The organism is Pseudomonas sp. B5(2017) (genome assembly GCF_002112825.1).
In the GTDB taxonomy this organism is placed as follows: Bacteria; Pseudomonadota; Gammaproteobacteria; order Pseudomonadales; family Pseudomonadaceae; genus Aquipseudomonas; species Aquipseudomonas putida_Z.
In genome coordinates this window covers 1-13,959 of the sequence record NZ_NEIR01000026.1, presented here as the reverse complement: position 1 = coordinate 13,959, position 13,959 = coordinate 1, and the positions used below count along the sequence as shown (strand labels likewise).

At 65.6% G+C, this 13,959-nt stretch carries 9 protein-coding genes; 1 reads left to right on the top strand and 8 read right to left on the bottom strand.

What is annotated here, in order from left to right; all coding sequences use genetic code 11:
• Positions 1 to 3 precede the first annotated feature (3 nt).
• From CAG00_RS26795 to CAG00_RS26745, 8 genes are all read right to left on the bottom strand, one after another.
• Positions 4 to 504, bottom strand: coding sequence for a methylated-DNA--[protein]-cysteine S-methyltransferase (locus tag CAG00_RS26795; RefSeq protein WP_054571964.1), 501 nt, complete (start codon positions 502 to 504; stop codon positions 4 to 6).
• A gap of 1,093 nt (positions 505 to 1,597) precedes the next feature.
• Positions 1,598 to 3,238, bottom strand: a complete 1,641-nt coding sequence (locus CAG00_RS26775) for a fatty acid--CoA ligase (RefSeq protein WP_085665761.1) — start codon at positions 3,236 to 3,238, stop codon at positions 1,598 to 1,600.
• 11 nt (positions 3,239 to 3,249) lie between these two features.
• Positions 3,250 to 5,028 (bottom strand): acyl-CoA dehydrogenase C-terminal domain-containing protein, encoded by a 1,779-nt coding sequence (locus tag CAG00_RS26770; protein WP_085665746.1) that lies wholly within the window; start codon positions 5,026 to 5,028, stop codon positions 3,250 to 3,252.
• Positions 5,021 to 7,486 (bottom strand): RND family transporter, encoded by a 2,466-nt coding sequence (locus CAG00_RS26765; RefSeq protein WP_085665745.1) that lies wholly within the window; start codon positions 7,484 to 7,486, stop codon positions 5,021 to 5,023. The genes CAG00_RS26770 and CAG00_RS26765 overlap by 8 nt, the downstream gene beginning before the upstream one ends.
• Positions 7,487 to 7,501: 15 nt before the next feature.
• Positions 7,502 to 8,497: a YCF48-related protein gene (locus CAG00_RS26760; RefSeq protein WP_085665744.1), complete on the bottom strand. Its 996-nt coding sequence runs from the start codon at positions 8,495 to 8,497 to the stop codon at positions 7,502 to 7,504.
• A 21-nt stretch (positions 8,498 to 8,518) separates the two neighbouring features.
• Positions 8,519 to 9,877 carry a DUF1329 domain-containing protein gene (locus CAG00_RS26755; protein WP_085665743.1) on the bottom strand — a complete coding sequence of 453 codons (1,359 nt, stop codon included), beginning with the start codon at positions 9,875 to 9,877 and terminating at the stop codon, positions 8,519 to 8,521.
• Positions 9,878 to 9,915: 38 nt separating this feature from the next.
• Entirely contained in the window at positions 9,916 to 11,871 is a 1,956-nt protein-coding gene (locus CAG00_RS26750) for a DUF1302 domain-containing protein (RefSeq protein ID WP_085665742.1), read from the bottom strand.
• A 74-nt stretch (positions 11,872 to 11,945) separates the two neighbouring features.
• Positions 11,946 to 12,524: an alpha/beta hydrolase gene (locus CAG00_RS26745; RefSeq protein ID WP_085665741.1), complete on the bottom strand. Its 579-nt coding sequence runs from the start codon at positions 12,522 to 12,524 to the stop codon at positions 11,946 to 11,948.
• Positions 12,525 to 12,730: 206 nt separating this feature from the next.
• On the opposite strand from CAG00_RS26745, the gene CAG00_RS26740 reads away from it, so the two are divergent.
• Positions 12,731 to 13,741 (top strand): AraC family transcriptional regulator, encoded by a 1,011-nt coding sequence (locus tag CAG00_RS26740; protein WP_085665740.1) that lies wholly within the window; start codon positions 12,731 to 12,733, stop codon positions 13,739 to 13,741.
• Positions 13,742 to 13,959 lie beyond the last annotated feature (218 nt).

Here is a 13,959-nt window from a genome sequence, read left to right as displayed (position 1 = left end):
GCCTTACAGGTCCAGTGCCAGGCTTTGCCGGCCCTCCAGCGCCAGCAGGTACTGCTTGGCCGCCAGGCCACCGGCAAAGCCGGTGAGGCTGCCCGAAGCACCGATCACCCGATGGCACGGGGCGATGATCGAGATCGGGTTGCGGCCATTGGCGGCGCCTACCGCGCGCACCGCGCTGGGGTTGCCGATCTGCCGGGCGATGTCGCTGTAGCTGCGGGTTTCACCGAACGGTATCGCCAACAGCGCGGCCCACACCTGACGCTGGAATTCGGTGCCGGCAAAATCCAGCGCCAGTTCGAAGCACTGGCGTTTGCCGGCGAAGTACTCGCCGAGCTGGCGGGCGGTTTCCAGCAATACCGGGCACTGGTCATCGCGGTGCAGGGCGCCAAGGCGCACGCGGTTTTCCCGCTCCTCTTCCCAGAGTACGGCAGCCAGGCACTCGCCACGGGCTACCAAGGTCAAGGTGCCGACGGGCGACTGCATGAAGGTGAATGCGCTGGACATAAGCAGGCTCCTGCCAGGTTGCGATCAACCTACTGTACGCATCCACAGCCCTGCCTGCATCCGCTTTCTTGCTCAGGCAATCACGCAAGCGGAACATCGGCGTCGGCATATTGCCCGGGCCAGAGTGCCATGCACCGCGTCGCCTGCTTCGCGGGTGAACCCGCTCCCACAGGGACCCCATCAGCTGAAGGAATGCGCCATACCTGTGGGAGCGGGCGCGCCCGCGAACACCGGCGCAGCCGGTGCCATACACCGCATTGCCTGCTTCGCGGGTGAACCCGCTCCCACAGGATGCCCACCAGCCGAAGGAATGCGCCGTACCTGTGGGAGCGGGCGCGCCCGCGAACACCGGCGCAGCCGGTGCCATCCACCGCGTCGCCTGCTTCGCGGGCATGCCCGCTCCCACAGGGTGCCCACCAGCTGAAGGAATGCGCCGTACCTGTGGGAGCGGGTTTACCCGCGAACACCGGCGCAGCCGGTGCCATACACCGTGTCGCTTGCTTTGCGGGCATGCCCGCTCCCACAGGGGCCCCACCAGCTGAAGGAATGCGCCGTACCTGTGGGAGCGGGTTAACCCGCGAACTCCGGCGCAGCCGGTGCCATCCACCGCATTGCCTGCTTCGCGGGCATGCCCGCTCCCACAGGGGCCCACCAGCTGAAGGAATGTGCCGTACCTGTGGGAGCGGGTTTACCCGCGAACACCGGCGCAGCCGGTGCCATCCACCGCAATGCCTGCTTCGCGGGTGAACCCGCTCCCACAGGGTGCCCACAAGCTGAAGGAATGCGCCGTACCTGTGGGAGCGGGCGCGCCCGCGAACACCGGCGCAGCCGGTGCCATCCACCGCGTCGCCTGCTTCGCGGGCATGCCCGCTCCCACAGGGTGCCCACCAGCTGAAGGAATATGCCGTACCTGTGGGAGCGGGTTTACCCGCGAACACCGGCGCAGCCGGTGCCATACACCGTGTCGCTTGCTTCGCGGGTGAACCCGCTCCCACAGGGTGCCCATCAGCCGAAGGAATGTGCCATACCTGTGGGAGCGGGCGCGCCCGCGAACACCGGCGTAGCCGGTGCCATCAGCCGGTGCTGCCAGCGTTCAGGGAAATGCCTGCCGGATCCGCTTCTTGTCGATCTTGCCAACGCTGGTCTTGGGGATCTCGTCCACGCAACGCAACTGCCGTGGTATCGCCCATTTGTTCAGGTGCCCGCTGTCGACAAACGGCTGCAGATGCCCGGCCAATCCCGCCTGGTCGAACTGCATGCCGTCACAACAGACTACCAAGGCCAACGGTTGCTCACCCCACTGCGGGTCCGGGATGCCGATCACCGCCACCGACGCGACCGCCGGGTGCTGGCTGATCAGGTTTTCCAGCGCCACCGAGCTGACCCACTCACCTCCGGTCTTGATCACATCCTTGATCCGGTCACGAATACGCACCACACCCGCCGGGTCGATGCAGGCCAGGTCGCCGGTATGCATCCAGCCCCCCAGCCACAACGCGGCACCCTGCTCCGGTTCATGCAGGTAGCCCTGGGTCAGCCACGGTGCACGCACCACGATTTCACCCAGGCTTTCGCCGTCACGGGGCACATCAATGCCTTCGGCGTCGACGATGCGCAGGTCCACCAGGGCAATCGGCACGCCGGCATCGATACGCAGCGGCAACTGTTGCGCCATGGGCAGTGCCAGCAGCTCGGCGCTCAGGTGGGTGATGCTGAGCAGCGGGCAGCTTTCCGACATGCCGTAGCCACAATGCACGCTGATGCCGCGCTCGCTGGCACGCTGCGCCAGGCCCAGGGTCAGGGCGCTGCCGCCCAGCAGCATCTTCCAACCGCTCAGATCGGCGCGGCGCCCTTCTTCGCTGTCGAGCATCATCTGCAGCACCGTGGGCACGCAATGGGAGAACGTCACGCCCTCGTCACGGTACAAGCGCACCAGGCGGTTGGGCTCGTAGCGCCCGGGATAGACCTGCTTGATACCCAGCGCCGTGGCCACATAGGGCACGCCCCAGGCATGCACGTGGAACATCGGCGTGATGGGCATGTACACGTCGCCGCTGCGCAATAGCGGTACCTCGCCGCAGGCAGCCAGGGTGCCCTGCTCGACCAAGGTATGCAGCACCAGTTGCCGGTGGCTGAAGTACACGCCCTTGGGGTTGCCGGTGGTACCGCTGGTGTAGAACAGCGTGGCCAGTGAGTGCTCGTCGAAATCGGCGAAGTCGAATTGCGGCTCGGCAGCCGCCAGCAGTGCTTCGTACTCACCCAGCAGCGGCACATCTTGCGTTGCGGGGTCGCCTTCGCCGAGGCGAATGAAACCCTCCACCGTCGGCAAGTCATCGCGCAATTGCGCCATCAACGGCAGGAAATCGTCATGTACCAGGACCAGGCGGTCCTCGGCATGGTTCATGGTGTAGCGCACCTGCTCGGTGGACAGCCGTACGTTCACCGTGTGCAGCACCGCCCCCAGCATCGGCACGGCAAAGAAGCACTCCAGCGCCCGGTGGCTGTCCCAGTCGAGTAAGGCCACGGTGTCGCCAGGCTTGACCCCGGCGGTGGTCAGCACATTGGCTAGCCGCTGAATGCGTTCGAGCAGCGTGGTGTAGGTGTAGCGCAGCTTGTCGGCGTAGACGATTTCCTGGTTGGGCTGGTAACGCACCCCCGACAGCAGCAGGCGCTTGATCAGCAGCGGATAGGCGTAGGCCTGCTCGGCCGCGGGCATGACGCGAGTGGTGATCATGTCGGCGGCCTTCACAGTTGCCCGGCCTCGAGCAGGTACAGGCTGTCGCTACCGGCCCTGACGCTGGCGCTCAGCGAATGAATGCGTGGCAGCAGGCGGGCAAAGTAGAACCGCGCGGTGCCCAGCTTGCTCAGGTGGAACGGCTCGGGGACCGCATGACACTGGCATACCACGGCCATGCGTGCCCACAGGTAGGCGTAGAAGGTGTAGCCAAACACCTGCAGGTACTCCACCGCCGCCGCGCCAAGCTCGCGCGGGTTGCCCTGGGCGCGGTCGAGCACCCAGGCGGTCAGCTCGTCGAGGTTGCGCACGGCAGCCAGCAGCGGCGCGCCGAACTCGGCGCACGCCGCGGGCAGCGTCTCGACAAAGGCGGTAATTTCGTCGGACACGCTGCGATAGGCCTGGCCGCCATCGGCAAACAGTTTGCGCCCCACCAGGTCGAGGGCCTGGATGCCGTTGGTGCCCTCGTAGATCTGGGTGATGCGGCAGTCGCGGATCAACTGCTCCTGACCCCACTCGCGGATATAGCCATGGCCGCCCAGCACCTGCTGGCCGTGCACGGTGGTTTCCAGCCCCATGTCGGTGAGGAAGGCCTTGGCCACCGGTGTGAGCAACGCCACCCTGGCCTCGGCCTGGGCGCGTGCGACCGGGGCCTCGCTGTATTTGGCCAGGTCCAGCTGCAGTGCCACATAGGTGGAGAAGGCCCGCCCGCCTTCGTTCAGCGCTTTCATGGTCAGCAGCATGCGCCGCACGTCCGGATGGACGACGATCGGGTCCGCGCCTTGCCCCGGCGCTTCGGCACCGGTCGGCGCACGGCCCTGCTGGCGATCACGGGCGTAGGCGATGGCGCCCTGGTAGGAGCGTTCGCCCAGGGCAAGGCCCTGGATACCTACGCCAAGGCGCTCGTAGTTCATCATGGTGAACATCGCGTTGAGGCCCTTGTTCGGCTCGCCGACCAGGTAGCCGATTGCACCGTCGAAGTTCATCACACAGGTGGCCGAGGCCTTGATGCCCATCTTGTGCTCGATCGACCCGCAACTCACCGCATTGGCCTCGCCCAGCACGCCGTCGGCGTCAACCAGCACCTTGGGCACCAGGAACAGCGAGATGCCCTTGGGCCCGGCTGGCGCATCCGGCAGCCGCGCCAGCACCAGGTGGATGATGTTCTCGGTCAGGTCCTGCTCACCGCCAGTGATGAAGATCTTGGTCCCGCTGATGCGATAGCGGCCATCGGCAACCGGCTCGGCGCGAGTGCGAATCAGGCCCAGGTCGGTGCCAGCGTGCGGTTCGGTCAGGCACATCGAACCGGTCCAGCGCCCTTGGTACATGGGCGGCAGATACAGCGCCTTCAACGGCTCGCTGGCATGGTTGAGCAGCGCCAGGCAGGCTCCGGCCGTGAGCATCGGGTACAGGCCGAACGACAGGTTGGCGGCATTGAGCATTTCTTCGAGCTGGGCGCCGATCACTTTCGGCATGCCCATGCCCCCATATTCCGGGGCACCAGCCACACCCACCCAGCCATCTGCGGCAAATGCCCGGTAGGCATCGGCGAAGCCATCGGGGGTGTGTACCTGGCCGGCCTCCCAGCGGCAGCCCTGCTCGTCGCCACTGCGGTTGAGCGGCGCCACCACCTCGGCAATCAGCCGGCCGGCCTGTTCGAGCACGGCCCGGGCAGTATCGCCATCGAACTGCTCGGCCAGCGCGGGCGTTTGCGCCCACCAGGCCGGGATGTCGAACACTTCGTTGAACAGAAAATCCATGTCGCGCAGTGGCGGAAGGTAATCAGACATGAGGCGAACACTCGGTTTCTTGGGTTTGCGGAAGCGACGTGGCCTGGGCCTCGGCAGGTGCCGGGGCGGCCTGGCCACGCAGGAGGAAATGCGACAACGCAGGGATCAACACCAGAGCGCCGAGCATGTTCCACAGGAACATGAAGGTCAGCAGCAGGCCCATGTCGGCCTGGAACTTGATCGGCGACCAGGCCCAGCCGACCACGCCGGCGGCCAAGGTGATGCCGACCAGCCCGACCACACGGCCGGTGAAGGCCACGGCTTTCTGGTAGGCCTGGGCCAGGCTCAACCCGGCGCGCTGGTAGTGCAGTTGCACGCTGAGCAGGTACAGCGCGTAGTCCACGCCGATGCCTACGCCCAGGGCGATCACCGGCAAGGTGGCGACCTTGACGCCAATGCCCATGGCTACCATCAGCGCCTCGCACAGCACCGAGGTGAGCATCAGCGGCAGGATCGCCACCAGCGTGGCGCGCCAGCTACGGAAGGTGAACAGGCAGAACAGCGTGACCGCCAGGTACACCAGCAACAGCATGCGGTGGTTGGCCTCGCGGACCACCACGTTGGTGGCAGCCTCGATACCGGCGCTGCCAGCGGCCAGCAGGAACCGCTGTTCGGCGCTGCTGTTGGCCTGGGCAAAACGCTCGGCCACGGCGGCCACCTGGGCCAGGGTGTCGGCGCGATGGTCCTTGAGGTAGGCGATTACCGGCATCAGCGAGCAGTCGTTGTTGAACAACTCTGGGGCGTTGACCGAAGCCTGCTGGGCGGCGTAGTTGAGCACGTCCTGGTTGCGCTGCAGGCTGTTCAGGCGCGGGTTACCTTCGTAGGTGCCGGCGGTGATCTGGCGCACTGCGTTGGCCAGCGACACGGTGGTCTGCACACCCGGCAGTTGCTGCAGCTCCCAGGCCAGGCGGTCGGCAAGGACCAGCGTCTGGTATTGCAGGCAGCCTTCCGGAGCGGTCTTGACCATGACCGCGAAGGTATCGCTGGACAGCGCGTAGTGCTGGGTGATGTAGGCGTTGTCGAGGTTGTAGCGGGAGTCGGCGCGCAGCTCGGGGGCACCGCTGTCGAGGTCGCCGATTTTCAGTTGCAGGCTGCCCCAGATGCCGAGGGCGCCCAGGGCCAGGGCCACCAGCAGTGCGGCGCTGGCCCATTTGCGTTCGGTGAAGCGGTCGAGCAGGTCCCACAGCCGGCCGAAGCCGCGGTGCTGGGCTGCGCGGGCGTCGATATGCAGGGCCCGCTCGGCAGCCTTGCGGCCAACACCAACATAAGACAGCGCCACCGGCATCAGCAGCAGCGAGGTGAAGATCAGCACCGCCACGCCGATGCTGGCGGTGATCGCCAGGTCCTGGATCACCGGGATGTCGATCAGCATCAGCACGGCAAAGCCCACCGCATCGGCCAGCAACGCAGTCACCCCGGCCACGAACAGGCGGCGGAAGGTATAGCGCGCTGCCACCTGGCGGTGGGTGCCACGGCCGATGTCCTGGAGGATGCCGTTCATCTTCTGCGCCGCGTGGGATACGCCGATGGCAAAGATCAGGAATGGCACCAGGATCGAATACGGGTCGATGGCGTAGCCCAGCCAGGCGACGATGCCCAGCTGCCACACCACCGCGGTCAGCGAACACAGCACCACCAGCAGGGTGCTGCGTACGCAACGGGTATAGCAGTAAATGATCAGCAGACTGGTCAGCACCGCCAGGGCGAAGAACGCCATCACCTGGATCAGCCCGTCGATCAGGTCGCCCATCAGCTTGGCGAAGCCGATCACATGGATGCGGTACTGGCCGCTGGCCTGGTACTGGCTGCGCAGTTGTTCAAGCTTCTGCGAGAAGGCGTGGTAGTCGAGGCCCTTGCCGGTGGCCGAATCCTGGTCGAGCAGCGGCACGACCAGCATGCTCGACTTGAAGTCGCGCGCCACCAGGCTGCCGACGATGTTGGCGCGCTCGATGTTCTGCCGCAGCTGCTCGATGTCACCCGCAGCGCCCTGGTAACCATCGGGCATCACCGGGCCGCCCTGGAAGCCCTCCTCGGTCACCTCGGTCCAGCGCACCGCCGGGCTCCACAGCGACTTCACCCAGGCCCGGTCCACGCCCTGGCTGAGGAACAGCTCGTCGTTGATTTGGCGCAGGGTCTGCAGGTAGCCCGGGTCGAAGATATCGCCCTGGGTGTTCTCCACCACCACCCGCACCGCGTTGCCCAGGCCACGCAGTGATGGGCGGTTTTCCAGGTAGTTCTGGATGTAGGGGTGACTCTGCGGCAGCATCTTGTCGAAACTGGGGCGCAGCTCCAGGCGGGTCAGCGCCATGTAGCCCAGCACCAGAGTCGCCAGCAGCATGCACAGCAGGAACGGCAGGCGATGGTTGAACACCAGGCGCTCCAGGCAATTGCCCGAGCGTGGGTCGAAATCGTCAAGGTTGCGGATTACCGGCAGGGTGTCTTGGCGGGTAGCGGCCATCAGGGTCTTCTCTTGTTATGGGTGCAGCGTGGGGTTACCGGCCTGGTTGCGCACGCCCCGCTCGCCCACCAATACCAGGCCGTTGCCGGTATCGGTGGCGAGCGCGGTCACCGGGCCACGGGCGCTTTGCGGCACCGGGCTGAAGCTGGCGCCATCATCCCGGCTGAGCAGCAGGTCGCCAGCCTGGCTGGCCAGCCACAGCTGGCCGTCACGGTCGACACCGGCGGCGGTGAGGCTGGTGTTCACACCCGTGCTGACCGGTTGCCATTGCCGGCCGCCATCGGTGCTGCGGTAGGCATGCCCACGCAGGCCGTAGACCAGCAGTACGCCAGGCTTGCCGACAGCACCGAACAGTGTGCCGGCGTAGGGTGTCTCGACACGGCTGAAGCGCTCACCGTCCTGCTTCAGCAACAGGCCTTGCTCGCCGGTGATGTACAGCTCGTCACCCACCGCGGCCAGGCTGGTCAGGTGCAGGCCTTGCGGGTTATCGCTGTGGTCGAGCCAGGGCTGCCAGTGCTCGCCGCCGTCAACGGTGCGCAACAGCAGGTTGAACACGCCGACCGCATAGCCATTGCGGGCATCGCCGAACCACACGTCGAGCAAGGCATTGTCGCTACCCGTGCCCGGCAGTTGTTCGGCCAGCGCCCGGCCATCCAGCTGCTTCTGCCAGTGCACGCCGCCATCACGGCTGTGCAGCACCACGCCATCGTGGCCAACCGCCCAGCCCAGCTCGGGCGTGGCGAAGCTCACGGCATTAAGGTCGGCGCTGACCGGCACCTGAGCCTGCTGCCAGTGCGCGCCATGGTCGTCGGAGTACAGGATGTGCCCGCGCGGGCCCACCGCGACCAGGCGCTGGCCGGCCAGGGTTACATCGCGCAAGGCGCTGCTGGCGACCAGGGCGCTGGGCATGGCGGGCAGGTCCAGCACATCGGTGAAGGGCGCAGCCTGGGCCGCGCCCTGCAGCGCGGCCAAAGCCAGAACTACCACGCTGCATCGTTTGAAGACAGACATTGCCACCTCTGCTCCGTGCGTTCAGCGAATGCCGTTGCCGGCCAGCGACTCGGGCGACCACTGGGTTTTCGACAGTGGGTCGATATAGCGGATGCCGCCGTAGGCACCGACCACGCCATTGAGGTTATAGGTGCCGCCGATCAGGTCGTAGATCATGAACGGCGTGGCGTCCGGGGTCTGCTTGTCATAGCTCTGGGTGAGGAAGGCGAACGAGCCGCGGTACAGCTGGCCACGGGCGTCGTACTGGTCCGAGGCCAGGGCGATCCAGCTGTCTTCGTCGAGGTAGAAGCGGCGCTTGTGGTAGATATGGCGCGCACCGTCCTTGAGCTTGCCTTCCACCACCCACACCCGGTGCTTCTCCCAACGCACGAACTGTGGCGCCAGGTGATTGGGGGTGATCACCTGCTTGACGTCGGTGTTGTAGGTCAGCTGGTAGGTGTTGTACGGCACGTACATTTCCTGCTTGCCGACCAGGGTCCAGTCGTAGCGGTCCAGCGCACCGTTGAAGACGAACACGTCATCGTAGGTACCCGAACCCGAAGTGCCCGGGTTGGGCGTGTCGTAGGCGAGGTTCGGAGCCAGCTTGACCCGGCGCTGGCCCGGCAGGTACTGCCAGGCGCTGCGTGGCTGCACCAGCGGGTTGGCGGCATCACGCAGCATCATCGCTTCGCCGGCACGGCGTGCGGGCCCGGTGTACACCAGTTTCATCTGGTAGTAGGTGTCCTTGGCACCGATCGGCTTGGTCATGTCCTCGTAGATCGGGTAGCTGATATTGGCCTGGCCGGTGGTCGACAGCGATGGCTTGCCGGCAGCGTCGACGTTCCAAGAGTCGTACTTGGCAGTCATGCTCACGCCCTGATAGCGCAGCAGGAAGTTCCACATGGCCTCGGCGCCGTTCTGCGGAATGGGGAACGGGATACCCGGCAGCACGTTGTCCACCGCCGTACCGCCCTCCTTGCTGTTGGCGGCAGTGGCGTTCTTGCGGGTGTTGTCCAGTACCGCTTGCGGCAGCGCTACGCTACGGTGGGTCGGGTATACATCGACGCGGTAGCTGGGGTAGCGCTTGAGCAGTTCCAGGGTGGTGGCAGTCAGCTGGCCCTTGTACTGCTCGGCGTTCTTGCCATCGATGACCAGCAGCGGCTTGTCGCTGGCGAACGGGTCGGAGCGCATGCTGGCGCCGCTCTGGTAGCTGGCTGGCGGCGTCAGCAGGCCGCCCTGGTAGGCCGGGATGGAGCCATCGGCATTGCCGGCCTTTTCCGCGCCGATGGCGGTCAGGCTGGTGCCCAGGCGCGCGGCCTGGTCAGTGGAAACGGCGGCCTGGGCAGCATTCAGGGCGGCCAGTGACAGGCACGAGGCCAGCAGGGTACGTACGAAATTCATGATGGTTGTCTTCCTGTGTAGGCTGTAGGAAACATGACTCAGAAGGTCGTCTTGACGGTCAGGTACAGGGCGCCACGATCCTCGGTGGTGGCACCACCGCCGGAGAAGGAGGCGTAGCCGCCGCCGTAGCAGGTGTAATCCTGTTCGCCGTCCAGGGCGTTGGGGGTGCTGCCGTCGGTCTGGCCGTCCTTGCAGGCCTTGGTCTCACCGAAACTGTCGACGTACTTGAGGTCGACGAAGTACTGGTTGTAGATCGCGGCGCTCACACCCACCGCATAGTTGCCAGTGTTCTCGGCGCCGCCGCCTTGCACCGGCGACACGCCGTCGAGGCCGACGTTGACCGACAGCGGCATGCTCAGGTCCATGCCCGGCAGCACCTGGTACCAGGTAGGGGTGAAGTTGACGGCGATGCCCCAGTTGTCGCGGGTGGCCTTGTCGATGCCGCGGTAGCTGCTCTTGCCCTTGTACAAGGCCTCGTTGTGGCTATCGAGTTTGAGCAGGTTGCTGTAGAACAGCTCGCCAAGCAGGGTTGCCGAATCGAACAGCGGCGTATCGCCAATGGTCATCAGACCGTTCAAGGTCCAGTGCAAGGTGTCGCCGGTGGCGCTCAGCCCGTCGCCATCCTTGGGTACGTCGTAGATCACCCCGCTGCTGGGCAGGCGTGCCGGCAGCAGGCCGAAGCCGCCGCCCAGGCCACCCTGGCCGGGGGCACTGACGATTGCCGGGATGCTCGCCAGCGGCATGTTGTGGCGGATGTTCAGGTCGCTGCCGACACTGATGCCACCCACATCCTTGGACAGGCTCAGGCCATAGATGTCGATGTCGTCGGAATAGGCGAACTGGTAGGTAGTGCTTTGCAGCGAGTTGTACAGGTTGCCGACTGCACCTTGGCGGCTGCCCGGCGGGTTGCCGAACGGGCCGTTGGCGACGGTCATGCCGCGCGCGTCGAGCCAGGCCTGCGGGAGGATCTCTGAGGTCTTGCGGTAGTAGAAACCGAGGGTGCCGCCCAGCCACTCCGGCGACCACTTGGCCATGATGCCCCAGTCGCCGCTCTTGCCCGGTTTGAGGTCATGGCCACGGCGGATGGTGGTCAGCGCGCCGCGCACCGGGATCAGCCCCGGGGTGCCGGTGTGGCCGAGCAGGAAGCTTTGGGCGCCCTCGCCTACCACATCCGAGCCGCCATAGTAGGTACCGGCTTCGGGCAGGCGGGCGGCGTCCCAGTCGAAGAAGTACTGGGCCCCCAGGGTCAGTTCGGAGTTGACCAGGAACGAGGTCGACAGCTGGTTGCGCGGCACGAACAGCTCCTTGGCCTCGGTGCCCGGCGAGGCGGCCAGCTTGGCCAGGTCCAGGCCCGACTGGCCGTAGCTCAGCGAGTGCACCGGGTTGAGCAGGGTTTCACCCCAGAACAGGTTGTGCTGGCCCAGCTTGGCGCTGACCTGCGAAGCCTCGCCGACTTCACGGCTGAAGAACACGAAGGCATCCAGCACTTCACCGGACGGGCCGCTGTAGTAACGCTGGGCGTAGTTGCTCAGGTGCGGGCTGCCCAACGGCACACCGGTGCCGGGCAGGCCATTGAGGCTGGGGTTGATGCCGGACTGGTCACCGTTGCCGTTGACGAACGGGTTGCTATTGGAGCCGGTGTTGTCATAGGCCTTGTCGTACCAGCTGGCGGTGCTGACGCGGAACCCGGTGTTGCCCTGGTAGACCACATCCAGTTCGGTCAGCAGGTCGACCCGGTTGGTGATGTTGGTGCCGGCCTTGCGGAAGTTGTAGTCACCGTCGTTGCTGTTGGGCGTGCCCAACATGCGCTTGTCGGCGCTTTCGGTGCGTACGCCGTAGTTGTACTTGACGGTGTTGTCGAAGCGCACGGCCCAGTTTTCATTTCCGGTATCGACTTCGAACGCCTGGGCGGCGGGCAGCGTGAGCAGGCCGATGGCGCAGGCGAGCAGGCAGCGCTGTGGTTTCACAGCACGGTGAATGCGGTGTTCTGGCATTACGATGGCTCCACGTATTGTTATTGTTTTTTTTGCCGCCCGTCTTTTGCGAGCGTGGCTGGGGCGTCCATGCGCTATTGCAGGTTGGGCTGGTCCAGTCGCTGGATGAACGCCTCGGCCTGCGGCCAGGGGCCGAAGCCGGAGGCCGGGTTGAGGTGGCCGACGGCCCCCAGTCCGACCAGTTCGCTACCCCAGCCTTGGGCCAGGGCGCTGGCTGCGGCAAAGCTGGCCAGGTGGTCGTTGCTGCTGGCCGCGACAATGCTGGGGAACGGCAGCGGCTGCTGGGGCAATGGCGACCAGCCGTGCTCGGCCAGGCTGGCCGGGCTTGGGTAGTGGGCCGGCCATGGCGCGTTCAGGTCGGGCGGCGCCGCCAGCAATGCACCCTTGATCGGCCGCCGGTAGCGCGCCGCCCAGTGGGCGACCATCAGCACGCCTGCGCTGTGCGCTACCAGGATCACTTCACCATCGATCTGGTCCAGTTCGCGCTGGATCGCCTCGACCCGGGCCGTGCAGCTCAGGCCGTCGACTTGCAGCGGCGGTACGCTGCGCACCTTGGCCAGGCGGCCTGCGAGCAGGGTCTGCCAGTGTTCGGCGACATGGTCGCGCAGGCCGGGGACGATCAGCACGGTGGCAGTGGTTTGCAGTTTTTCCACGGTGAACCTCGTGTGCGGTGTAGCTCTTGAGGTTCACAGTAAACAGCCCACCCACCGGGTGCTTCACATTGGGCGTCAGGGGCTTTTCATTTGATGACAATGGCCAAGACAGGGCTTTGCTTTTCAATTCATGACACGCAGGCTATAAACACAAAACGCATGTCGGCATACCCAACAACAAGAAACCGCATGGAAAACAACCAAAGATGCCTGCCCTAGTCCGTGCCGCCAGCTTGACCAATTACCTTGAGGTGTCCCGCCACCTGGGCCTCAATCCCCATGCACTGTTGGCACAGGTTGGCCTCAGCGCCGCGTTGCTCGATGACCCCAACCGGCGTATCCCGGTTGCCAGCGTCATCACCTTGCTGGAGGCCTCCGCCAGCGCCACCCGTTGCGAAAGTTTCGGCCTGCGCATGGCCGAGTTGCGGCAACTGTCGGACTTCGGCGAAATCAGCCTGCTGCTCAGCCACCAACGCACCCTGCGCGATGCGCTGCAGGTAATCGTGCAGTACCGTCACCTGCTCAATGACGCTCTGGCCATTCATATCGAGGAAGCCGGCAAGACCGTGGTCATCCGCGAGGAAGTGATCAACGAACGCGCGCCCTGCAGCCGCCAGGCCACCGAGCTGGCGATCGGCGTGATGATGCGCCTGTGCGCGGCGCTGTTAGGTGCGCATTGGCACCCGATCAGCGCCAACTTCACTCACGCGCCTCCCGCCGACCTGGCCACCCACCGGCGCATTTTCGGCTGCACGCTGGTGTTCGGCAGCGAGTTCAACGGTATCGTCTGCCCGGCCGCCGACCTCGACAGCGCCAGCCCGCAAGCCAACGAGGCCATGGCGCGCCTGGCGCAGCGCTATCTGGACAGCCTGCCGGCGGGCGGCACGCCGTCCCTGGAGCTGGAGTTGCGCAAGACCATCTACCTGCTGCTGCCCATGGGCCGCGCCACCATCGAGCAGGTGGCACAGACCCAGGGCATGAACGTGCGCACCCTGCAGCGGCGCCTGGAAGAAAGCGGGTTGACCTTCAAGGACCTGATCAACAGCGTGCGCCGTGACCTGGTGATGCGCTACCTGGAAAACCCCGGCTATTCGCTGGGGCGTATCGCCGACATGCTGGGTTATTCGATGCCCAGCTCGTTCACCCGCTGGTTCATCGCCCAGTTCGGCATGCCGCCGGCCAGTTGGCGGGCACAGCGGGCTGATCAAGGGCTTTAGCTTTAGCTTGATCCTGGTACGGCCCGTGTAGGAGCGGCCTTGTGTCGCGATAGGGCTGCGCAGCAGCCCCGGGGGTTCAGTGCAGACGCCCATATTGCCGGGGCTGCTGCGCAGCCCTTTCGCGACACAAGGCCGCTCCTATGTATGGACTCGCCCACACTGTCTAGCTGCTTTTGAACATAGGAACCCGGTTGCATCTATGTATCAGGCCTGTTCGA

What these genes read in the sequence shown, in the direction of transcription:
- CAG00_RS26795 (WP_054571964.1), bottom strand. Translation starts at nt 504, where the DNA reads ATGTCCAGCGCATTCACCTTCATGCAGTCGCCCGTCGGCACCTTGACC.
- CAG00_RS26775 (WP_085665761.1), bottom strand. Translation starts at nt 3,238, where the DNA reads ATGATCACCACTCGCGTCATGCCCGCGGCCGAGCAGGCCTACGCCTAT.
- CAG00_RS26770 (WP_085665746.1), bottom strand. Translation starts at nt 5,028, where the DNA reads ATGTCTGATTACCTTCCGCCACTGCGCGACATGGATTTTCTGTTCAAC.
- CAG00_RS26765 (WP_085665745.1), bottom strand. Translation starts at nt 7,486, where the DNA reads ATGGCCGCTACCCGCCAAGACACCCTGCCGGTAATCCGCAACCTTGAC.
- CAG00_RS26760 (WP_085665744.1), bottom strand. Translation starts at nt 8,497, where the DNA reads ATGTCTGTCTTCAAACGATGCAGCGTGGTAGTTCTGGCTTTGGCCGCG.
- CAG00_RS26755 (WP_085665743.1), bottom strand. Translation starts at nt 9,877, where the DNA reads ATGAATTTCGTACGTACCCTGCTGGCCTCGTGCCTGTCACTGGCCGCC.
- CAG00_RS26750 (WP_085665742.1), bottom strand. Translation starts at nt 11,871, where the DNA reads ATGCCAGAACACCGCATTCACCGTGCTGTGAAACCACAGCGCTGCCTG.
- CAG00_RS26740 (WP_085665740.1), top strand. Translation starts at nt 12,731, where the DNA reads ATGCCTGCCCTAGTCCGTGCCGCCAGCTTGACCAATTACCTTGAGGTG.